The organism is Pseudomonas sp. CFBP 13710, from assembly GCF_014842235.1.
GTDB classification, from domain to species: Bacteria; Pseudomonadota; Gammaproteobacteria; order Pseudomonadales; family Pseudomonadaceae; genus Aquipseudomonas; species Aquipseudomonas baltica.
The window spans coordinates 590,958-611,464 of sequence record NZ_JACYVJ010000002.1; the positions used below are offsets into that span (position 1 = coordinate 590,958).

Annotated in this window: 24 protein-coding genes and 1 pseudogene; 10 read left to right on the top strand and 15 right to left on the bottom strand. The window is 49.5% G+C overall.

Annotation, left to right across the window (positions count from 1 at the left end):
- Positions 1-145: 145 nt before the first annotated feature.
- From IFT44_RS07295 to IFT44_RS21140, 3 genes and pseudogenes are all read right to left on the bottom strand, one after another.
- On the bottom strand, positions 146-1,183 hold the full coding sequence (locus tag IFT44_RS07295; RefSeq protein WP_192175664.1) for a hypothetical protein: 1,038 nt from the start codon (positions 1,181-1,183) through the stop codon (positions 146-148).
- A gap of 64 nt (positions 1,184-1,247) precedes the next feature.
- Positions 1,248-1,571, bottom strand: a complete 324-nt coding sequence (locus tag IFT44_RS07300) for a hypothetical protein (RefSeq protein ID WP_192175665.1) — start codon at positions 1,569-1,571, stop codon at positions 1,248-1,250.
- 222 nt (positions 1,572-1,793) lie between these two features.
- Positions 1,794-1,974: pseudogene (locus IFT44_RS21140) on the bottom strand (DUF7693 family protein); the annotation flags it as partial.
- A gap of 95 nt (positions 1,975-2,069) precedes the next feature.
- On the opposite strand from IFT44_RS21140, the gene IFT44_RS07305 reads away from it, so the two are divergent.
- The gene (locus IFT44_RS07305; protein ID WP_192175666.1) at positions 2,070-2,828 is read left to right on the top strand and encodes a hypothetical protein; all 759 of its coding nucleotides are present in this window, start codon (positions 2,070-2,072) and stop codon (positions 2,826-2,828) included.
- A gap of 15 nt (positions 2,829-2,843) precedes the next feature.
- Here IFT44_RS07305 and IFT44_RS07310 read toward each other — a convergent pair whose 3' ends face one another.
- The 6 genes from IFT44_RS07310 to IFT44_RS07330 form a co-directional block, all read right to left on the bottom strand.
- On the bottom strand, positions 2,844-3,398 hold the full coding sequence (locus tag IFT44_RS07310; protein WP_192175667.1) for a DUF5677 domain-containing protein: 555 nt from the start codon (positions 3,396-3,398) through the stop codon (positions 2,844-2,846).
- Positions 3,399-3,404: 6 nt separating this feature from the next.
- Entirely contained in the window at positions 3,405-3,647 is a 243-nt protein-coding gene (locus IFT44_RS07315; protein ID WP_192175668.1) for a hypothetical protein, read from the bottom strand.
- Between the two features lie 404 nt (positions 3,648-4,051).
- A complete protein-coding gene (locus tag IFT44_RS21145; protein ID WP_244652109.1) occupies positions 4,052-4,645 on the bottom strand; it encodes a hypothetical protein in 594 nt (197 codons plus the stop codon).
- Positions 4,646-4,784: 139 nt separating this feature from the next.
- Positions 4,785-5,333 (bottom strand): GntR family transcriptional regulator, encoded by a 549-nt coding sequence (locus IFT44_RS07325; RefSeq protein ID WP_163005556.1) that lies wholly within the window; start codon positions 5,331-5,333, stop codon positions 4,785-4,787.
- 83 nt (positions 5,334-5,416) lie between these two features.
- Positions 5,417-5,551 carry a hypothetical protein gene (locus tag IFT44_RS21235; RefSeq protein WP_258347475.1) on the bottom strand — a complete coding sequence of 45 codons (135 nt, stop codon included), beginning with the start codon at positions 5,549-5,551 and terminating at the stop codon, positions 5,417-5,419.
- Positions 5,552-5,788: 237 nt separating this feature from the next.
- Complete coding sequence (locus tag IFT44_RS07330) at positions 5,789-6,061, bottom strand: hypothetical protein (protein WP_192175669.1); 273 nt, start codon at positions 6,059-6,061, stop codon at positions 5,789-5,791.
- Positions 6,062-6,357: 296 nt separating this feature from the next.
- On the opposite strand from IFT44_RS07330, the gene IFT44_RS07335 reads away from it, so the two are divergent.
- The 3 genes from IFT44_RS07335 to IFT44_RS07345 all read left to right on the top strand — a co-directional run bounded on the left by IFT44_RS07335 (position 6,358) and on the right by IFT44_RS07345 (position 7,700).
- Positions 6,358-6,864: a 3'-5' exoribonuclease gene (locus tag IFT44_RS07335; protein ID WP_054091178.1), complete on the top strand. Its 507-nt coding sequence runs from the start codon at positions 6,358-6,360 to the stop codon at positions 6,862-6,864.
- Positions 6,854-7,240, top strand: a complete 387-nt coding sequence (locus tag IFT44_RS07340; RefSeq protein ID WP_038857953.1) for a hypothetical protein — start codon at positions 6,854-6,856, stop codon at positions 7,238-7,240. The genes IFT44_RS07335 and IFT44_RS07340 overlap by 11 nt, the downstream gene beginning before the upstream one ends.
- Positions 7,241-7,331: 91 nt before the next feature.
- Entirely contained in the window at positions 7,332-7,700 is a 369-nt protein-coding gene (locus IFT44_RS07345; protein WP_122503020.1) for a histone-like nucleoid-structuring protein, MvaT/MvaU family, read from the top strand.
- A 300-nt stretch (positions 7,701-8,000) separates the two neighbouring features.
- Here the strand turns inward: IFT44_RS07345 and IFT44_RS07350 are convergent, their stop codons facing one another.
- Positions 8,001-8,603, bottom strand: a complete 603-nt coding sequence (locus IFT44_RS07350) for a histidine phosphatase family protein (protein ID WP_192175670.1) — start codon at positions 8,601-8,603, stop codon at positions 8,001-8,003.
- A 141-nt stretch (positions 8,604-8,744) separates the two neighbouring features.
- Here IFT44_RS07350 and IFT44_RS07355 point away from each other — a divergent pair, with 141 nt between their 5' ends.
- The 6 genes from IFT44_RS07355 (at position 8,745) to IFT44_RS07380 (ending at position 14,597) form a co-directional block, all read left to right on the top strand.
- A complete protein-coding gene (locus tag IFT44_RS07355) occupies positions 8,745-9,047 on the top strand; it encodes a nucleotidyltransferase family protein (RefSeq protein ID WP_122503022.1) in 303 nt (100 codons plus the stop codon).
- Positions 9,048-9,461: 414 nt separating this feature from the next.
- Positions 9,462-10,631: a restriction endonuclease gene (locus tag IFT44_RS07360; RefSeq protein ID WP_122503023.1), complete on the top strand. Its 1,170-nt coding sequence runs from the start codon at positions 9,462-9,464 to the stop codon at positions 10,629-10,631.
- 5 nt (positions 10,632-10,636) lie between these two features.
- The gene (locus IFT44_RS07365; protein ID WP_192175671.1) at positions 10,637-11,107 is read left to right on the top strand and encodes a RusA family crossover junction endodeoxyribonuclease; all 471 of its coding nucleotides are present in this window, start codon (positions 10,637-10,639) and stop codon (positions 11,105-11,107) included.
- Positions 11,107-11,817 carry a hypothetical protein gene (locus IFT44_RS07370; RefSeq protein WP_122503025.1) on the top strand — a complete coding sequence of 237 codons (711 nt, stop codon included), beginning with the start codon at positions 11,107-11,109 and terminating at the stop codon, positions 11,815-11,817. Before IFT44_RS07365 ends, IFT44_RS07370 begins: the two co-directional genes overlap by 1 nt.
- A 271-nt stretch (positions 11,818-12,088) precedes the next feature.
- Entirely contained in the window at positions 12,089-12,655 is a 567-nt protein-coding gene (locus IFT44_RS07375; RefSeq protein ID WP_122503026.1) for a DUF6630 family protein, read from the top strand.
- 631 nt (positions 12,656-13,286) lie between these two features.
- On the top strand, positions 13,287-14,597 hold the full coding sequence (locus IFT44_RS07380) for a hypothetical protein (RefSeq protein WP_192175672.1): 1,311 nt from the start codon (positions 13,287-13,289) through the stop codon (positions 14,595-14,597).
- Positions 14,598-14,807: 210 nt separating this feature from the next.
- Here IFT44_RS07380 and IFT44_RS07385 read toward each other — a convergent pair whose 3' ends face one another.
- From IFT44_RS07385 to IFT44_RS07405, 5 genes are all read right to left on the bottom strand, one after another.
- Entirely contained in the window at positions 14,808-15,410 is a 603-nt protein-coding gene (locus IFT44_RS07385; RefSeq protein WP_192175673.1) for a hypothetical protein, read from the bottom strand.
- Between the two features lie 15 nt (positions 15,411-15,425).
- Positions 15,426-15,719, bottom strand: coding sequence for a hypothetical protein (locus tag IFT44_RS07390; protein WP_192175674.1), 294 nt, complete (start codon positions 15,717-15,719; stop codon positions 15,426-15,428).
- A 417-nt stretch (positions 15,720-16,136) separates the two neighbouring features.
- Positions 16,137-16,559: a hypothetical protein gene (locus IFT44_RS07395; RefSeq protein WP_192175675.1), complete on the bottom strand. Its 423-nt coding sequence runs from the start codon at positions 16,557-16,559 to the stop codon at positions 16,137-16,139.
- Between the two features lie 9 nt (positions 16,560-16,568).
- Positions 16,569-18,617: a hypothetical protein gene (locus IFT44_RS07400; protein ID WP_192175676.1), complete on the bottom strand. Its 2,049-nt coding sequence runs from the start codon at positions 18,615-18,617 to the stop codon at positions 16,569-16,571.
- Positions 18,614-20,506, bottom strand: a complete 1,893-nt coding sequence (locus IFT44_RS07405; protein WP_192175677.1) for a hypothetical protein — start codon at positions 20,504-20,506, stop codon at positions 18,614-18,616. The genes IFT44_RS07400 and IFT44_RS07405 overlap by 4 nt, the downstream gene beginning before the upstream one ends.
- Between the last annotated feature and the right edge of the window lies 1 nt (position 20,507).

Here is a 20,507-nt window from a genome sequence, read left to right on the forward strand (position 1 = left end):
CGGAGCCTCTGCGTTCCGAATCGTCTCGGCCACTTTCGAGCTGACATTCTTTACGCCTTCGGCCTTCCTGGCCGGCGCGCTCCGCTTGCTACGAAAGCCCTTTAACAAAGGGCTTGTTACAATCTGCGAAAGAATAATCAGTGCCTTAAGGCTTTGAAGTGTTGCCCTCTTGCGCTCCCCACATCAGTCTGTGGGCTCGAAAGTTTGGATGGAAAAATAACTTGTAGAATATGTTTCTTTTTTCTGCAGCAAATACTCCGTCGCGGATCGTATCGAATTTTGGATGTGATGCTTCTTGTTTGTTAAAGTCAAAGTCCGCCAAGGTTCCGGCAATGTAGTCAGGAACTCTAACGAAGCTATCGTAAGCGAGTTCTCCTGCGGCTTCGGGCTTTGTTAGAATTAATTTTCCTTTAGGGTCTATGTTACTGTTTACACAAAAAATGTGGTAAAGGTTGCTGACTTGCTCAAGCAAGTAGTCGCCTATAAATTTATGCTTGAACGTAAGCATGCTGTCACGGTCTGACAGCCAGGCTATAATTTCAACATTGGCCCTTTCGCTTATTTCTGTAAGCAAGTAAGCAGCTAGGCTTGCGATAATCTCAATATCTCGGAGTATGCGTAAATTTAATTTTGATGACTTGACAAGTTGCTTGAGCTGCTTTAGCTCTTTTATGGTTTTTTTATATTTCTCTTTTCCATTTGGTGTTGACGTGCACCAGCATTCAAGCATGTCAATCATGGCGTCAATTCGGCTTATGTGATAGAGCTTTTCATCACTGTGCATTCGGCGCTCACGGTCTAGTATCAAGGTGATATTGAAGACCGGCCCTTCTTTAAGGAATGAAATGAACGTATCATTTACTGACCTTACTTTTTTAAGGTCTGATGGAGCCATTATGTTTATGCAGTCTGACATTGTCTCAAAGGATGCTAGATGCGGGAAAAGAGAGAATGTTACTACATCGCTATTTTTTTTTGAGTCATAAAAGGCATAGTCTGACGATAGAATCCACTTTTTAGTTTCTTCATGTTCTTTTATGAAGTCGTCAAGAAGCTTTGCACCGCTTTGCAAGAAGCTATTGTTAAAGTGGGTAATGGACTCATGGATGCCGAATCCAAGCAAGGGCTGGTCAGGATTGGCTTCCTCAAGAGAGTGCGGCTTCATAAATTTTGAAAAATCCATTGCTAGCCCAGTTTGGCGTAAAAATTTCGGATGGTTAAGCCCGCTTTATGTTGGCAAAAAAACTTTATTTTTTGACGTTACACAAAAACTGGTAGTCACTCCTCGCACCCTTGCGGCTGATCACATTGGGCCACTGACCATACCATCTCCATTGGATCTTGAGATCCTCTTTCTCGTTATTGTCCATCTCGTAGCCCTGTCCGCCCCTCCTAGCGTCTTCAAGATCATCCTCTGTATAGAGGTTGAAATACTCAGTAGCTGTGTAGGATGAAGTCTCGGTGAAAGCGTTGCCCATTCCGCATGCTGAAAGCCTGGAGAACCCGCTGATGGTCAACTGACAAACTACACATTCAAACGTGGAGGGCAGCATGCCTTGACGTTGAATCACCTCGTCATCCCCGATTGGCGCGTCGACGGTTCCAATTGGGTCACCGTTCAGCAGCCCAGGGGAGTGACAAGCTGGGCATTCCTCTCTGTGACCGGATTGCGTGCCATCGATGTCCTCATGGACGTCCACTGATCGCAAGCGGAGCGCGCAGGCGCGCGGATGGAAGCCCGGAGGGCCAAGACGCGGCGGTTCAGCAGCTTGGTTTACGACAGCCGGCCCCTGTTAGGATGCGCCCTCAGCTCCCCACGCTATTTGAAGGCGTTTCAGCATCCGTTCTAGAGTTTGATGCTCCCACGTGCTTAGCAGAGCTATAGGGTCAGTGTGTATCGATTTCCCGAGTCGAACGACCAACGCCGTCCATCCGGACTCACGCACGCTTCGCATCAAGCTCATCACAGTCGTTGCAGCATCATAATGCTCAACCTGATCGCCACTTTGGTGTCCACGGTATCCTGGTGTAGGGTGTAGTCTGAACCCTCCATAGGGAGTCCCAATTTGATGATCGAACAGCTCTTCAGAGCGCTACATCACTACAACGAAGCATACCGCGAACTGATCAACGAAAAAGCGATGCGGCACACGCCTGATCACGGCGACTTCGAAATCTTTATTCAAACTGCGCTCAAGCTTACAAGGCCAGAAGACTGGGGCTTCATTTGCTCATCGATGGACATTATCAACGACAGCCTTTTAGGCATTGAGCATTTTTGCAAGTATGGCCTTGATGGCCCCACGAAGTATGACGACTTCGGGGAAAAATACATCCGCTTGTATGGCGTCTTGAACGCCACGTACATCCAGCAACAAGCCCTGCTCAACCTACACCGGATTGCAAACGTCATGAACCTTCGTGATATTGAGAGCAAAGTGGCAAACCTTCAGGTACGTGAAGTCAGGAATAAACTTGGCGCGCATAGTGTCGATTATGCTAATCGCGAAGCTGGAAACACTGAAAGCTTTGTTCCCGTTCGATTTACCCTTTCAGGTATGCGCTGTGATTACTACAACAATACAACGCTACAACACACTGAAGTAGATCTAAAAGTAATTCTCGGTGAGCATATCGAACTGATGAATGATATGTATGAGGCCATATATCGGAAGTCAGTTAACACAATATATAAATCCAACAAAGATAAAATTGAAGAACTTCTAGAGAAAATCGACGATGCCAAGGTACTACGAAATGGCGGCATCGTCATGAGAGCACCGGACGGGAAAAGAATCTTTATTACAGCATTCGAGTCAGATAAATAGGAGTAAGGCTCACAATCACCTAGACGTAATAGAGGTAAACCTATCCAGGAGAAGGGTTAGCTCTTCATCATATGATGTATCTTCTGTCGCCTCCAAGAATCCAACTATGATTGCTAAAGTAGGCTGCGTACAAAAGTTAGCTGCACTAAATACCTCATCTTTAGTGCCAGGCCCAAACCTGTAGCCACTCCACGTGTGATTTTCCTTGTCGGAAACTATATAGCGCTTAAGAGAAGATGCTGAATAGTGCATGGCATCGTCGGAAAGATGCTTGTACATTAGGTAATGGTTAGAGAGCGACGACATTTCGGCAATGTCTTTCCAGTTAAGATGGCGGCCCTTTTCCCCAGATATTCGTTCATCCATAGCGGCTTCAACGTTAGCAGTTAGGGAATAACTGCCATTCTTTAAAGCTACCGCCTGACCCCGTTTGGCTGCTAGGTTGTCGTGCTTCAGTAATGGGACGAACTTATCCGGATTATCTATCAGGGCACCGATACAAAATGAATTCTCATATAAACACCTGGCCATGATTCTTGCTTCTACTACCATGCCGCGCTCAAGATTCATGACTGCCTACTGAAAATTGCTCAGTGACCTAATGGCAGAGAACATGGTTAGCACCTTTACATCCATGGTTTTACCATGATGCTTTTCAAATCCTGAGATGACTATTTTTTGCAGGAGCTGGTTGATATCCCTGAGCAGAGAAAACCACTCTAGATTTTCACCAGTAACATGATCAATGGTTTCTTGTATGTCACCGGTCAGAAATCCATGGATATCAAATCCGGTATGCCCTGTCGCTTCGGTGCTCAAATCGATCTCCCTTCCTGGTGATTGCATAATCAGCTTAGGGTAGCAAAAGCTAAGGAATGCGTGGCCTGCATTCAAGTATTACCAGGCAGATGCTCCATTCTTCCTGCGGATCAAGCGCAATGTCGGAACCTAGCCCCCCGGTTGAACCGGGGGGGGCGGATTAACAGTGGGGATAGGTGATGAGGATGATCGGGATTGGTTGAGTTGTGGGCACGGTAGGTGGAACGATGGCTACAGTGATGTTAACGGCCAGAAGAATGGCATTAAGAAGGCCGGTGATAGAGTTGATGAATTTGGACATTGTTTTTTCTCATAGTTGTCCTTTATTTAGTGTTCCTATCACAGAGCTGACCATTAAACTGATACTTTTTTGTAAATAAATTTACCATCCACCTCTAATCGGTTCAGAAGAATTCTGGTACAGCTTTCGACGCTTCGAATTTGCGATACACATCCTGTGCAACAGCATAATTTATAATATGCCAGCCGTGTGCAGTGGGATAAATAAAGCTTTTAATCTCAATCGGGGTAAAGGTAAAGTTTTCAGGCAAGCCGAGCTTTTTCTTTGCAGAGGAATCTACGGAGTTACACTGCTCGCAAATTATTACCGGAACGAATCTTGCAGCTGCAGCCCCTCGGAAGGTATACATGCCTCCATAGGAATCACTGGCATGATCATGATGGGTATGAAGACCAACAACCCAGCCTTCAAAACGTGATGGGCTTTTAGGAAATCGCATAGTCCAGCGGAGTACCTGGAATTTAGTCCGGTTGCAACACGGGCACCGCCAATCCTCGGTTAATGACTTATATTTCTGCTTGCAGTGACCGCCATCAAATTCTAAATACTCAATTTGTGTTGGAATCTTTCTGTCTCGATTACGGAGAATTGTAGCTTCGCGATCTTTATTGCGTATCTTGCTACCATCGCAAGCTATGCAAAACTGGTTGATCAGGAAATCTAGGTGACAACTGCAACTAGCGTCGAGAGATTTCATATCGTCTCCATTGACCACATAGCCCGCTTGCTAAGTGGTTAAATTGTAGATCAGCTTGGCATATCGTTCTGGGGGCCTCCATCTCGCGTCTCCACACGTTTTCCGGCGACAATACTTCCTCACCTAGCGCGGCCATGGATCATGCCGGGATTTCTCTGACAATGTCCCCCTTGATCACGTATTGGTTTTTCACGTACTCACCATCATCACCAGGGGCTTTATCGACAACGATCATGCCGTGCGTAGCGAGGATCGATAAGCCGTCTCTTAGAGAAGTCCACTGCACAGCAGCCCTATTTCTCAAGTTCTCGACATTGATGCTCGAGATCCTTGCTTGATTTGGTCGTACGATCAGTAGCACGGCGTAGATCTTAAGCGCCGCAAGCGCCTTCTCCCCTCGGCGAGAGATCTTCGGAAGGTTCTTAACAACCTCTTTGTTTGGGATTTTGTAGTAGTAGCCGTCCTTTTCTGCCTCGAAATGTGGGCATGCCAGCGTGTACTCGGACTTGAGCTTGCCTCCACCAGGCTTGTGTCGAATCCACCCCCGCGCTTCCACGTCAACCAAGGCCTGGCGAACCATTGGCCGGCTTAATCCTGTGCGCTCCATCAGCTCGCTGACAGAGGAGACGACTGTGTATGTCTTCGCCGTAGGGGTCATTGTCGCCAGCGCGAAGACGACACGAAGCATCGCCTGAGACCGACCTGCATGAGCCCCTCCTCGAAGGAGCGCAATCTCATCAGACCACCATGCCGGCACTTTCGACCAGGGCCTCATTCCTTGTCCTTCTTTTTCACTGATTCCAGCACTGATAGAGCTTTCCAAGCTACGCCGAATGCTGCGAATGCCAGCAAGGCGATAACTCCCGAAGGCCCGCTACTTACAATCTCTTTAGCTAATTCCAACATGGTTGCTAACCCTGCTTACTCTACGTTGGCTCCTTTGTACTTCAAGGCGCAGGGTAGCTTCTAGAGAGGCCTATAGTTTCAAGCTACATAAAATACGTTGTATATCATGTGGTTAAAAGATTATTTAGAGATTTTCAGGGGGCAATGAGAGGTATACGAATTACCCCTAATTTCCTCCTCATTACCCCCTTGAGCGACCCGTGAATGCCAAAACTGGTATTACTATGTCACTCCAAATCACTCTCGATCATCGCGCCGTCCTTGCTCAAAACTTTTAGCAATGGCGTTGAGTTCCTCCTGCAAAGTGATCGGCGTGGACGTCTCATACAGAGCCAAAAGCGCTTCCTGAGCATCCATGACTCGTTTGATTTTGCACTGCTGTTCGGTCTCGCGTCTTTTTTTCAGAAAATCAAACATCTTCAGTACCTCGTCATGTGAGAGGTAATCATAGGCCGCAGAAAATGGGCCTTTTTGGGCGGGTTTCCCAAAATAAAAGAAGATCTTGGGCATCTATACATCGATGCGATGATTCGGCCATCAAGCACGCATTGGATCTGTGACATCGCTTTCGTCGGCATAGAGTTGATCGCGAATCCATGCGATCAATGCCTCTCGTCCACCAGGGTAACCATCATGCGCCTCCCAAGATGGCATCGCGCAGCACTTGGTAAACCTCCCTTGCTGTGAGTGCAGGCATAGGCTCGTCAGGACAATCGGTAAAAATCATAAAAGAAACCAGTCGGCGTTGATCATTTCGTCAAAGATACACCGGCATGCATGAACGAGGTGCTAACAGGGAGAAGAAGATGAAGCTTTTTTTGGACTGTGAGTTCACGCAGCTCAACCGAGATACGAAGCTGATTTCCTTGGCACTCGTGTCCGAAGCCGGCCACGAATACTACGTCGAGCTCACAGATACCTACCTAGTGGAAGACTGCAGCGATTTCGTGATCCAGAATGTGCTGCCTCAGCTCAACCTGGCTGCACACGGACAAACCTTGGTCGAAGCCCAATCCTCCTTACTCGCTTTCCTGAGCAGCCTGGAATGCCCTCTCGAGGTTTGCTCCGATGCTCCGGATTGGGATTGGGATCTCTTCTGCGATCTGGCCTATGTCGACAACCGTTGGCCAGCTCAGGTCGCCAATCGCGCAACCAACCTGATCTTGCTGTTAAGGCATCTCGAAGCGGATGATATCGGCGACGTGGTGCTGCCAGAACTTCCACACCACGCGCTGTTAGATGCTCGCATCCTGGCCGACCTTTATCGTCGGCTGGAAACGGATTCAAAACGAGGCATTGGGCATGGTCGATGATCTTAATTCGCGCGAGTCTGTCAGGCGAAAAGCGCTCTGGACACTGTCGCACCTGATACCGGGTGATCCGAAGGCTGCCGCGATTGTGGATGTTCTCGACGAGATCGAAGGCCAAGAGCGCGTCGACTTGAACCGGAATCATCAAAGCCTGGGTATCGATGCTGTCCGCAAAGCAGTGCTGATTGAGCGCCACAGTACCGGTATCAGTATTGTGCGCGAAGCAGGCATTCCCCAGCCATGGCGTGAGCGCTTTCTGCAAGCGAGCATCGGATCGACGCGCCTGGTCGATGGCCCGTACGCCCATGATTGGGAAAATTTTCTGACTCAATGGCAGGCTGAGATGAAGCACTTGGATGCTCACAGGTCTGCAAGGTGAGCGCTTCAGCGTTTAGCCTCAGGCGCCCCTTCGATTGTCTACAGTTGACGGCGCTGACTATACTGCCAGCACTGAATATCTGAGGTGATCCATGTCCCGTCTTGCTGAATTCCGCGCGCTTGAACAGCAGCTTGCTGCCCAATTGGCCGAGCTTGAAACATTGAAAAACGATGATGGGCTGAAGCGCGAGATCGAGTTTGAAAAGAAGCTCCGCGATCTCTTGGGCGAGTATGGCTACAGCTTGCGCAACATCGTCGCGATTCTCGACCCGCAGTCTTCTAGCCGCCGTGCGCCTGCAGCCGCTGAAACCAAGGGCACCCGAAAGGCTCGCGCAGTTAAAGTTTACAAGAACCCTCATTCGGGTGAAGTGGTTGAGACTAAGGGTGGCAATCACAAAGTGCTGAAGGAGTGGAAAGCCGAACACGGTTCCGACACAGTCGAGAGCTGGCTGGCCCATTAACATCTGTTGAGTACAAATGGAGGGCCCTGCGGGGCCCTTCTTTATGGGGGATAGGAAATGCTTCGTGGCGCAGCGCTTGAGCTGGCAACGAGCTTCAGGTTGGCAGTCGAGATAGTCGTACAGACCGGCGATGTCCCCATGCACATCCAAGGTTTCCAACGCGGATGCTGCGGAATCATTTCTGAGCTCATGGATTAGACGCCCTTAGGGGCGGCTTGGTTTACGACCGCCGCGCTTGAAGATCCGCGTCCTCAGCATTCTTTGGCATAAGCCTCCAGCCGGAACTCCCCTGATCGTAGATCAGCCGGAACTCCCCTGATCGTAGATCAGCCGGTACCCGCCGCAATTCTCCACGTGATTAGCGATCTCGTACTCTCGCCAATCTATCATCGCGTGACTGTTGATCACCGTAGGCTGTCGCTCGATCAACCACGCCACTGCATTGATGAACTGCCCATGCGAGAAAACCACAATGTCCTTCGCCGGATGGGCCTCAAGCCGCTCTAGGAACGATTGCGCCCGTGATACAAATTCAATGAATGACTCAGCTCCATCACCATCTACAAACAAAGGATTGGCTTGGTTCCAATACTCTCTCACCCAGTCCCGCCGCTGAGCCACTGTAGTATTCACGCACCTCGCCGGGTCTAGGTACGTGAACTCCTGAGTTGGCCACGTCTCCATAGGAACAACTGGGAAAGCGCTTGCCATGAACTGAGCGGTGGCCATAGCGCGAGAAAACGGCGAAGTGATTATCAAGTGTGGGGCTTTGCCGAGTGAAAGGGCGACTCGGCGTGCCTGATCGACACCATGCTTAGTGAGAGGAATGCTCGCGTGATCCTGAGTGGGCGCACCGGCGTTTGCGGCACTTTCACCATGGCGAATCAGCCTGACCAACTTCATAATTTGTCATATCCTCGGAGAGGCTGTGAGAGGGCTGACCTACGCGAGAAGTCAATTCTGGAGCCGGGCGGCAGACCAAATCCTAACATCGACAAGGCCAACCTTGGCCGGATGATTCCGGGGCGAACGGAGGGCAAATCTATGAAACCGTCTCACGCAATCCAAGGTAAAGCCAGCCTGATCAAACAGCTCATCGAGTCTTATGGATTCGCATCGCCTGCCATTTTTGGATCGACCGCAAGAGGAATGGACGTGGATGGTAGTGACCTCGACATCTTGGCCACCATAGCTCCCAACAAGCGAGGCAAAATTTCCCTTTTCGACATCCAAGATTTGGAAGCTAATTTAGAAGCCCTGACTGGAGTGACGGTCGATTTCAACGTCGATAACAACATGCCTGATGACCGGAGAGCCTCGATAGAGCGCGACCTGGTAATGCTGTAGTTAGAGGCCTCCCGCTTGGTCTGTAAACGGAGCGCCCCTCTCTCATCCACACGCGCTCCAAATAGCCGGTATCTGAGGCTATAAGGATCGCGACCACATGGAGTGCTGCTGCGCCGACGCTTAACGCGGCTCCGATTATCGATGCCGGGTTGTAATTTGCGGCCATGCATTCCACCTGCTCCATTATCACTGTCAGCTTGGTTCCAGGCACTTGCTCTACCGAGTCCGGTTTGCTCCAGACCAGCGAGGCTTGGCCTTTTCAAGTCTGCGCTGAGCTCAAAGAGTGGGTGTCGTGCTCCCTTTCACCTGCGTCCGTTCACCAACGGAAACCGTAATGCGGCATACGAATAGACGATGGTGTGGCACTAGGCTATCTTCCGGGCTCTGCTTACCCGTGACCAAGGAAGGACAACTGTGATCTACCAATGTAATGCTTGTCACCGAACAACCTTTGAAACAGCCTGTCCTCGATGCAATCCCAAGGTTGTTCCTTCAATCGCCCAAGCTAGCGAGCAAAGCCTCACGCCGCTCGACCCCTCGTTTTATCCTGACTTTCAGTACCAGTCAAAAGGCTTCCTGAAAGACTTCTTGGGCAAGAAGAAGGAACAGGCTCAGCTCAACGATCTACTGAACAATGTGCTGCGTAAGTACGCTGAACTGAAGACACCATATTTCACCAATTTCATTCACACCACTCGCGACACTGCCGCAAGCGGGGGAGATGAGGCTGCTGTTCCTGGTGCACGGATGGACGGTGTCTACACCGAGCGAGAACTCTTCAGGGAGGTCTTGATTCGTAAAGGCTTCGATGAGCTTGAACAGCTTCCGACGCTGCTCGACAAGCTATTGCTGACCACGGCTTTCAACTCGGCGTACGCAGGTTTTGCAAGGGAGGTCACCCGCCACATCAGACCAGACCTAGCGAGCACGCTGCGCTCGTGGATCGAAGAGGCGGGCACGTCTTTCAGAGCTGACCTGGCACTGTTCTTTTACTACGTCTGGGAAAACGACATCGACTTTCCCGAGATCCAGTTCAACCGCCAAGCAGCCACCACTGCTGGACAGCCCTTGGTGGCACTGCTGAATTTCCGTTCTGGCCTTAGCCACTGCGAATCGATCTACTTCGACATCTTGGTTGAGCGTCTGGGCAGCCAGCTCGAGCACTTCAACCCCAACCGCTTCATCACGATGTACTTGGTCGACGCTATGGACGGATTCCAGTTCGAAGCCTTCCTGGTTGAGATCTTCCAGACCATCGGGTATGACGTTAAAGGCACTCAAAAGACCGCCGATCAAGGTGCCGACCTGTTCGTGAGTCGCTTCGGTAAAACTATGGTGATACAGGCCAAGAACTACACCAGCTCGGTGGGCAACTCTGCCGTCCAGCAAGCGATTTCTGCTAAAGCATTCTACGGCTGCGATGACGCAATGGTCGTTACCAACTCTTGGTTCACGAAGTCAGCGAAGGAGCTCGCCACGACTGCGAATGTTCGCCTGGTTGATCGTGAAGGCCTCCAAACGTACTTGGATGACTACAACCAGAAGCTGATCGAGATATTCCAAGCCGAATCTGAGGAGGCGTGAAAGCGATGACGATACCGATTGAATTTACGGTGTTAGGCAATCCATCCTCTGTCAACTCGACAGCCGGCAAAAAGGCTGCATGGAAGACGCTTGTCGAAGCTGCTGCAAAAGGCGCTGTCGCGCTTCACTACCCAGGAAAAGCGAAGTCCACAGCGGCTCTCACCGTGAAGGTTTTCTATTTTCCCATCAACCAACAGTACATCGATGTTGACAACGGTTTGAAACACACCATCGATGGTCTTGCGACAGCGATCTTCGAGAATGATAAAGCGGTGACTCGCATTATTACCGAGCGATTTCCCCCCGTACCTAAAGCCAGTCTCTTGGTTCCCATCGGATTCGCTCGCGAAATCAGCAGTGCCCTGATGATCGCCAATGGGGCTGGCAACTCGGCTACCGGAGCACCTCTCCCAAAGCAACATGCAACTGCAGTTAAGGTCGAGCCATACGTGGATAGCAATGGGAAATTCTGGTAATGAGAGAATACGAGCGGTACCAACTTGATTCGATAGCCAGTGAGTACAGGAGCCGAGGCTACGTCGTCGATGTAGAGGCACTGCTTCCAGACACCGGTGTGCGATTCGATGCGATAGCAAGAAGGGGGGATGATAAGGAACTGGTTTTCGTCGAGATTGTTAATCCTAGACTTTCTGACGATGAGATAGCTGCTCGGAGATTGGCAATCGCCGATGCCGCCTTGCGGTTCCCAAATGCGCTGATTGACTTCCGCTACATCGACATCAAGCAGTCAGCATTCCTAGAATTCAACACACGAGACGATAACTCCAGAGATCAGCAGTTTCGCGAGCTGCTGAAAGCGAGGTTTCCGGTATTTAACAAGAAGCCTAAGGACGCAGCCCGGCAGATGCTTAGTCTCTGGGCAGGGTATGTGTCACTGCTTCGTGGGCTGGGGCGCCTTTGCCGTCATCCCGAGAGTGAAGAAGCCTCGATTCTCGACCTCTACAATAGTTTCCTTGAGCGCCGCATCTTGGTGTCAGCGGAGACCACTGATGATTCAGTGAGTCATGATCTGTATCAGATGCATGAGGTAGTGATCGCTGCAACTCAGGGAGCTCTAGTGGACATCGAGTACGTGAAACAGCTGCGAGGACATTACCAGGCTCTCCGCAAACAGGCCAAAGACTGCAGCAAGAAAGGTTGGCCCATAGACACGGCTCGTTGGTAACTGTCCTATTGGCGCTGAAGCAGGGGAACGGCACATAGTTATTCTCTGGGCCGTTTGCAGTAGCTGAGCGCAATGAAAGCGGACGCATATGGTGCAAGGCGAGTCTCCCTTTGTAAGCACATACGACCGCGTGAGGATGGAAGCCCGCAGGGCCAAGACGCCCGTGCCGAAAGCCACGCCAGACTGGTGTACCCTCTAACGCTCTGACCCAGGCAAACACCGAATATCGATGGGGCATGGCGCAAGCGTTCAGCACATGGAAGAGAGATGTATGGGATTTCTGGATAGATTGTTCGGTGGCCGCTTCACTCAACCGCCCCCAGATGAGCCACCATTGAGTGACGCTGCGATCATGCGCGAGCTTCACCCTTTCCGCGCCGAGCTCAAGGCTTTCACTCAGAGCCTGCTGGCCCGTCTACCTGAAAAGGAACAAGCGCGTCTCGTTCGACGAGTCATGGGTTTCTACGGCCAAGGTGAAGAGCCATCGAGCGCGCTGACAGAAGGTGTGCTGGATCCTGACAAAGGACAATCGCTAGAGCACATCGTCCTGCTCGCCATAGACTGGAAAGGGTTCGATGGCTTCAAATATTTGGCCCCTTGTCTGACCAAGGCCTGTGGCATTCGGGAACTGTATCCGTACCGACAACGCGAGGGGCTAACCGTTGTGCAAGTGCTGGCTGAGTATGATGAGTGGCTCACCAGTTTCGGCAAACGCTACCTGCACCTGAACACCGGCGGTGACGAGTACGTAGGCTTCATCGTGGACGCCGACCGCGTCGACGTCATGATTGCGATGGCCAAAGATGCCGGCATTGAGGCGAGGCTTGAGGCTTTCTAAAGAGCTAAAGCTTCAAGCAGGTTGCCTGCTTACTACTGTTATTTTTGAACTAGGTCTTTGTATGACTCTCGCGCCGCAAGGATCTGATCCCTGAGTTCCTCGGGGTCAATGCGCATGCCACCGCGAGGCGTTACCTGAAGCGTCTTTAGGCGGTTCGCAGCCTTAATGAATTCCCGTTCCTCTGCCTGAACCCACGCGGGCCGCTTGTCTTTCCAAAATAGCCAACCCATTTGCTCGGCCTCATCTTTGATCGGATGCTCAGCAGTATGTGGGAGCGGTAGCCAATGTCCAAGCTGGGAAGTGAACGAAGGCTGATGCAGAAAGACCAGCGAGCATTCGCCAGGCAAAAGCCGCGAACTGCGTATTGGCGGTACCATCTTGATTTTCAAGTCCGACGCGTGCAAGCAGGTGCTCCGGAGCGCTGATTTCACGGCCAGGAAGCACATCAGCCTATCCGTAGCAACCCTTTACCCCCAGCAGTTATGGCCTTTTCTGCAAATGTGGCAAGTGGAGCGTTTTGCCTTCCCTTCATCCGCAAAGCTTGATGGTAGTGAATGGACATGTCATGAAGCGGGTAGTAGCATAGGGCCATCAATTAATTGTTCGCCTAATGCGAAATGGAGTTTGCAGATTGAAGAAGGTAGAAGAAGTCTTTGGCGTTAGCAGTGAAGATATTTTCAGCTACGTAGAACGGACTCATGTTGATGATAAATTTGCGTCAGCGCTAGAGGCTGGGCATCAAATAATCGTATACGGCGCGTCTAAACAAGGTAAAACAGCGCTTGTGAAGAAGCATCTAAACTACGATGAAAATATTGTCGTCAGCCTGTCTCCTAAGACAACTATTCGAAACATCTATCAATCCATCTTGCGAAAGTCCGGTGTGACTCTACAGACTTCTTATACTGAAGGTACGGGCGATACTTCCAAAGTAAAAGGAAAAGCCTTTATTGAAGGTGCAATCGCGTTGGTTCTCAAGGGTCGTGCTGAAATTGCTACCGAAGATGAGAGCACATATAAAGTTGAGGATAAGTACGAAGAAATCGAGTTAAATCTCGATTTGCCGGATGACGTCGCTAGCTTGATGGTTAAGTTTGGAACGAAAAAAACTGTTATTCTCGAAAATTTTCACTACTTACCTGAGAGTGTGCAAAGAGACTTTGCGTTTGATCTGAGAACATTTCACGATCTCAAAATACGTTTCGTTATACTCGGTGTATGGAAAGAAGCAAACCGGCTAATACAGTTTAATGGTGAGTTACAGGATAGAGTTGCAGAAGTTCCTGTAGAGCCTTGGCATGAGGATGACTTTCTTAGAATTGTCGATAAGGGTGCACCGGAACTAAACGTTCAGTTTTCGAGAGTTCTCGTTCAAGAGTGCATAGACAATGCTTTCAGGAGTGTCGGTGTTTTCCAGGAGTTACTTAAGGTCACCTGCTTGGAAGCTGGTATCACCGAAACGCAGGCAGCTAACCAGTTTATAGATGATATGGATGTGGTCGCCAGAGCAATAAAACAAAAGTCCGACGATTACTCTGGTAGGCATCTGAAAAATCTTGAAGCTATCGCTTCCGGAAACACTTCCGTCATCGACAAGTCAAAGCCGCTTCCGTATTTCTTGAACTACTACATCGTTATGCATATCCTTGATATAGGATTTGCGGGGATTAATGGTGGCATTAGCAAAGAGGCGTTATTGCATGCGATCAAGCAGATACATCATCGCAAGGAAGATCTGAAGGGTTCTCAATTGACCTCAGTCCTAAAAGGTCTAGCAGAAGTTCAGTCTGGGAAGGGGATCAGTCCGCCTGTTCTGGCGTATGACTCCAACTCCAGGCAGTTGAAGGTCGTTGATTCCACCTTCTATTTTTTCCTGAAGAATGCAGACTTGGCGCTGGTCAAAGAGGAAATTCTTTATCCTCTTGACGGGCTGGACTTGTAAGCAATCCGTCAACAGCCGGCGACATCGAGGATCCCCCAGGAGCTATTTGAATGGGGGCGTTTCGGGGATTTCGTAAGCGGAGCGCGCAGACCAGGAGGGTCGAAGGGCATGAGGATGTAAGCCCAAAGGGCCAAGACCTGTCGTAGACAGGGCTTGGTTCACGACAGCCGTCCCTCCTAGGGCATGCCACAACAACCGTAGCGTCGATGGCTAACGAAAGGTGCGCTGCCCGAATGACCTTGGCATAACGCCCTGCGCGTAGAGGTCATACGTTTTGCGCAACGCTACTTCGTCGCCAGAAGACACCCTCGCTTGGGTAAAAATCGTGGATAAAAAACGCTTCCTCTCGCCATTGCTGAGCTCAGACCAGACCCTCGGCTGACCTTGTGCATCTGGCACCGCAAGACGATCAAGGAAATACTCTTCAAGGCTGTGAAGCCGTTGCTGACCATCGACCAGAATCTCGCTGTTCTCCGCCAATGCCCTGCCTGTGTCAGCCGGCTCGCACCAGTCGTTTGTAAGGTAGCTTCCCAAGTCCGCCCCTGACCAAGCAGCGCTAATAAACCGAGCCTGCTGGCCTACGTTCCACTCCAATCCACGGGCCCACGTTGGTACGGGCATGCCCATGACAAACCGCTCAGCCCACGGAAATCTATCGCGAGCAGAGGAGGGGTCTACCAGGTACTTTTCCCAGTGACCTACTAGAACATCAATTGGGTAATGACTGACGGTTGTAGCCAGAACCCGCTGCGGCATCTGGATGCGTAATTCAGACGGTTCTTCGTCGGCATAGCGTTGAAAAATAGAAGTCATGGTACTCACTGGTGACTACAAATAGGTGGAGGTGCTGGAGCCAACACGGGCGCATCGCCAGGCGTTGACAGTTCCGATGATCAGTACATCTCGTTCGATGGAAATGTCGATCTGGTCGCTGTCGACCAGTGCATGTGCGTAGCCCTCTACATAAGCTGCTGCTTTATCAAATGCAGAAAGGGTTTCTGAAGACTTGATGACGCTGATCAGACGTTGCCAGGCACCGTGCTGGCGGTTGCCCAGGATCGGCTTGGGAAACGGAATGGCGGCACTCAAACGCTGTGCGTAGTCATCGGTTGGTGGGATCAAAGCGGTTGCTCAAAGGGAGTACATACCTATGACAAACGGTTGGTTTTGGAAAACCTTGAGCCTGAAGCGAAAAAATTTGAAGGTGAGAAAGGCCGGGCACAGTCTCCGCCTATTGATAGTAGTCGCAAAGCATGTAATCTGTCAGGCAGGGGCCAAAGACCCCCGCCCAGGGTAATGGTGATCGGAGCTACTTATCTACAATATTTTTTTGGCGGGCAGGCACTTAAGGCTGTCCGGGAATACTTCCTGGGATGAATTGGAATTCCCACATCCCCCCATTGGGGTTTTTGAATAATACTCAGTCATTTTCTGCATGCTGTGAGAGTGTAAAAACATTTTCTTGAATATTTCAGATGCAATGGTGGATGTCTTATGGTCTTTCATTTGGTATCTCCATTAACATGATAGGTATTAGTTTTAGGCTGGCGAGCCGTTAGGTACAAAATCAACAACGTTTGTATACTTTTTCCATCGGTGTTCGTATTCATCAAGCTGTTCGAGAAGGAACAGTTCGCGAGCCAAGGCGGCTTTCCAAAGATCCTCAAAGCGTTCCGCTTCACTACGGAGCTTCGCAATGCGAGCTTTGAGCTCGGCAACCTGACCGTTTTTCTTGGCGCTCTTCTCCCTCTGAAAGGCGGCGTAACGTTCAATGTCCGCGATCAGGTGCTGGTAGATATCACGATCCTTCCTGATAAGGCTCGGATCTTTTCCGGCTTCGAGGGCAACGGTGCGAAGCGAGATCTTGAATCCTTTTTCTATTCGCTCTGGCTTATTGTTCACTAAGCGGATTAGGGCGTCGTAGAGCTCTTGCAGTCCTGCGCCTTTGATGTTGCTGTTCATAGATATTCTTTAGTTCAAGTGGCTGAGGATGGTTTCGTAATCTTGAATGTTGCGTTGCTCCATGCGGTATTCGAAAGATTTTGGATCTAGATCCATGAGATCAATCTGAGCATTCTCAATGACCGATTTAACATTACTCACCTTGAGCACCGAGCTTGCGCATCCGAAACAGTTTGTGAAATTACCATGAGCTCGCTCGTCGCAAGGTTTGCTGCTGGCGCATCCACCCAATGGAGTACGTTGGTAGGAAATCAGGCCATTCTTGGCCTTCTTCATCGTTTCTTCGGCGGTCTGCCGATAAATAATCCTGTCAGGATCATTCGCTTTGCTCATTGTTGTCACACGTTCACCATGACCGCCATGAAGTTTCTCAGTCGAATACAGAACTTCATTAAGGTATGAGATCCACTGGGCGTCATTCATTGCCTTATTCAATTCCTTATCGAGTTCTGGACTTTTGAGCTTCATGTTGTAGCCGCCCGCAGAGCAGCCACGTTGATAGTAAATGCTCATGGATTCAGTAAGATGAGTTAGGAGCCGTTTGAGTTCGGGGATGTCCAACACCTGACTCTGAGCGCCGAAGACAGTCATTGTCCTGCGGAATTGGTGAGATGCAATTTTCCATGGTTTACCTACCTTGTATCTTGGATCTGAGCGCCGGTCTGCAAGCGGGTCAATCGCTTCGAGTTCCAGGATGTCAGCTTCTTCAATTGGGATAGGAGGTAGATATTTCTCGTACCGTGTGAAATTTTTAATGATGATCGTGTCGCCGGGATCGCTCTTGCAGAAGGGTAGGAAGCTTGGAGTAAGAAGCAAGCAGTCGCTGCCATTTGTACCATCAGGGACATAGGGGGTGATGATCGATTTAATGATCTGAAGGCATTTAATAGGTTCAACGATTAGCTCGTTGGCAATCCAGGCCGTGTCTTTTGCTTGTCCTGTTAATTTGGTGGAAATACCCATCAGGTACAGGCCTTTAGAATTCCAGCCTTCTGCTTGTTCAACGCATTCGTTCTCTAAAAGTTTTGCTTCGTGATCTCTTACAAGCGTATAAATGTGCACTAAGCACTTCGCGCTGTGTTGAACGAGTGCCATATGTCGGGCCAGACTTCCAGGTTGGAGGATGTTGTACTTTTCACAGAAATCATTAAGGTTGTGGTCGCCAATCGCTTTAGAAAAATTCGGTCGCTTTTTTTCTAATGCGTATTGGTGGCCAAATTCCATCTCATATCTGGAAGCCTTACTAGCGTCTCGGCCATAAAGAGGATCCTCGGCCAATTTTTTTGAAAGCGCTCCAATCATGTCTCCAGACTGAATGAAGTCGAGAACAATGTTATTGTAGTGATGATAGCGCGCATGAAGAATGCGGCTTGGAATGACGGGTGTTTGCTTTTCAGTGTTATACCTCTCTCCATGTCGCTTGCGCAACACATTGAAGAAAAGCTTGTGCGGATTTAGATTGAGCGCATTGGAGGTCAGTTTATGGTAATCAGTAACCATTTTTACTAAGCGAGACGCATTGTTGGCCGTGATGCCCTCTGCGAAGTCCATATGTGCCGGTGAGGAGATCATCTCCTGGATCGTAATGTTTTTTTGGTCGGCACATTTAGTCAGGATGCCAAGCGCATTAAAGGCTATAGTAATAGTTGAGATCCTTAACGCCGATCCTCGATGACCAAGCGAGAAGATATTTGTCGCCAAAAGAATTTGCGAGGTTAGGATATTGGAGGCATTGAATTTACCCTTTGATCTGTAGCGTTCAAAATTCAATGAGGTTGAATCTGTTGGCACAAGTGCCAATTGTGGGAAGTCCCAGTACATGTCTGCCAATAGAATCGCCAGCCCAGTCTGACTGTGGCTGATGATGCAGGTATCACTCAGATTGTCTAAATTCATTCCGACATAAGCCACGTTGACAGTTGGCTTGCTGTGTTCACCATGCGGGAGAATTGCGTTGCATGGACGACCCTCAATATTTTCTGTAAGGCTCTCCGTATTGTCGACAAGGCTATGAATGTCGAGGAAATAGGATTCGGAGCTGCTTGTGATTCTGTTCATGCAATTACCTTTAATTGGGCGAGTCGTTCGAGGTGTCGCTGCCAGTAGCCGGTCAATGTATTGTTTTCATAAACTTCGGATCGCAGTTCCGTGAGGGTTTCGCTAAGTGATGGGTGGACGGCCAGCATTTCATTTAAAAGTTTTTGGATCTGGTCTAAAGTCGGGCCGTGGATCAAATTAAAATGTTCCAGGCTAGCGCTCGAGTGGATCATTTCTTTGGTTACAAATTCTAAGCTCAGCAGCTTCCAGGCATCCTCGCGGTTCGCATGAACCTTGTGATGTACGCAGTTCAAACAGCCGACTTGGCTTTTGCAGTCCGGTGCAGCAGTGATATGCGAGGTTTCACCTTTCGATGGCGAACCTTCACTCATGCATCCACCAACTGGGCTGGCACATGGGTGTGGGCTTCCAAAAAACTCGTTGACTACGGCATGGAACTTTCCAATTTGGTCGACCGCGCTTTGCTCATTGGCTTTTAAGTAGCTGGCCCTTTGCGTCCGTGCACTGTGACCTAGCAGAATTCGTGAGGCTTCGTGACCATGGTTCTTAGCCACATAACTGTCTTTGTAGTTTCGGAAGCTTTGGTAACTTAGGCAAGGTACATCAGGATCAACCAGCCTACGTATGCGATCATAAAGGCGCCTAAGAATGTTGGTGTCGAGAGTTCTATAATTGGACAGTTTGTTGCCATCAAATCCTATAAAGAGGTATGGGTGGTCAGAGCCTTGGCACAGGTAATCTCTAAGGGTGACGTATTTGCGAAAGTGCTTGATGAAGCTAGCCTTTACGCGAACAATAACTTCCTTGTTGTTGGCTCGGAATTTGATAGATCTGAATCCAATTTCTTCAGTGTTAGTAATTTCGAAGTCCGAATCCCATGGGATTTCGCGCAGTGGAGATTCATTGATGGCTGTTGCTGCGACGAACATCGAAACAAAACTGTCGTGAGCAATCCTTGCCAGGGATACCCGATACTTGATGTCCTTGCACGAATTGGCGAGCTTGAGTCTGGATTGATATTGTTCTTTTGCAATGTAATAGTCTTTGGAGTTCTTTGAAGTGGATCGGCTTCGAAACTCTTCAAAAGTTCTCAAGCGGGCCTGGCCGTAGTCAAAGTATCGAGATCCAGCAGTCTTCTCGCCACCTTTGGTAAGTATCTTGTCGGTTATGAGCGGATACTGGTCGTCTGGTAGTATCCATGCGTAGCCATCTTTCACCTTCAATTTGCATGGCATTGCTTCCTCTTTGATCAAGAAATCCGTGAGTCCAGTGAAGAGAGGTTCGCATGTCTGCAGGTGGTATTTCACTGAGTCTGGGGTAGGGGGCTCTATTATCTTCTTGGTTTTGCCTAGGGGGCGTTCAATCAAAGGTATTCGTGCAAAGAGTAAATTCTCCTCCGGAAACATTTTCTCACCGCACGTTTTGCACACAGTTTGCATACGCTTGCGCGTCATGTATGCTCTCTTGTCAGTGTTCAGATGTTCACTGAACGCCACCAATGCTTCGTGGTATGATTCTGAATCATCAAGAAAATCTTCGAATCCGTTTTCTTCGCACCACTTAACCATGAGCACCCAATCTGCGACTGCGGAGTAACCTGAGCTAAGAGCTACTGTAGTGAGGCTTATCGTCATGATATGACTTGCCAAGTTTTGCACCCTCACTAGCCGCTTTGGCAGGTGAGTCATTACATTTACCTCCCTTCTTGCTCTCCCCCCTGAACGTTCGCCAAAGCAAATAGCTCCAAAATCAAAAGCGTGTCGATGGTTGAACCGCACTAAAATGGATTCAATTGGGTTTCTTGCCAATACGTTATGAACATTAGTAAGAAGTTCGGCGTGGTTAACGTGGTCGTCCAGGCGGATTTCGCAATATGGCCTGTATTCCATT